Source organism: Paraburkholderia unamae, from assembly GCF_003096875.1.
Taxonomy (GTDB): Bacteria; Pseudomonadota; Gammaproteobacteria; order Burkholderiales; family Burkholderiaceae; genus Paraburkholderia; species Paraburkholderia unamae.
This window is the reverse complement of sequence record NZ_QEOB01000074.1, coordinates 1-1,118: the sequence shown is the minus strand read 5'-3', so window position 1 is coordinate 1,118 and position 1,118 is coordinate 1. Positions and strand designations below refer to the sequence as shown.

At 66.5% G+C, this 1,118-nt stretch carries 1 protein-coding gene; it reads left to right on the top strand.

From position 1 onward, the window contains the following. Positions 1-1,118 (top strand): AMP-binding protein (locus C7402_RS46115; RefSeq protein ID WP_165842147.1); only part of this gene is annotated, 1,118 nt, incomplete at both ends.

Sequence of the window (1,118 nt, the reverse complement as noted above, 5' to 3'; positions counted from 1 at the left end):
CCGGAACCCGTGGGCGCGGAACACCCGCTCTTCATCCTCTACACCTCGGGCTCGACGGGCAAACCGAAGGGCGTGCAGCACAGCACGGGCGGTTACTTGCTGTGGGCCGCGCAAACGATGAAGTGGACCTTCGATTACAAGCCGAGCGACGTGTTCTGGTGCACGGCCGACATCGGCTGGATCACGGGCCACAGCTACATTGCCTACGGCCCGCTCACGATCGGCGCGACCCAGGTCGTGTTCGAAGGCGTGCCGACGTATCCGAACGCGGGCCGCTTCTGGGACATGATCGCGAAGCACAAGGTCACGCTGTTCTACACCGCGCCCACGGCGATCCGCTCGCTCATCAAGATGTCCGAGGCCGACGCGAAGGTGCACCCGAAGAGCTATGACCTTTCCTCGCTGCGCATTCTCGGCACGGTGGGCGAGCCGATCAATCCCGAAGCGTGGATGTGGTACTACGAAAACGTGGGCGGCAAGCGCTGCCCGATCGTGGATACGTGGTGGCAAACGGAAACGGGCGGTCACATGATCACGCCGCTGCCGGGCGCGACGCCGCTGGTGCCGGGTTCGTGCACGCTGCCGCTGCCGGGCATCATGGCGGCGATCGTCGACGAAACGGGCCAGGACGTGCCGAACGGGCAGGGCGGCATTCTGGTGGTGAAGCGCCCGTGGCCCGCGATGATCCGCAACGTGTGGGGCCAGCCGGAGCGCTACAAGTCGGGCTATTTCCCCGAGGAACTGGGCGGCAAGCTGTACCTCGCGGGCGACGGCAGCGTGCGCGACAAGGACACGGGCTACTTCACGATCATGGGCCGGATCGACGACGTGCTGAACGTCTCGGGCCACCGACTGGGCACGATGGAGATCGAGTCGGCGCTGGTGGCGAACCCGCTGGTGGCGGAGGCCGCCGTGGTGGGCCGCCCCGACGACACGACGGGCGAAGCGGTGGTGGCGTTCGTGGTGCTGAAGGCGACGCGTCCGCAGGGCGATGAAGCGGTGAAGCTCGCCAACGACCTGCGCGCGTGGGTGGGCAAGGAAATCGGTCCGATCGCGAAACCGAAGGACATCCGCTTCGGCGAGAACCTGCCGAAGACGCGCTCGGGCAAGATCATGCG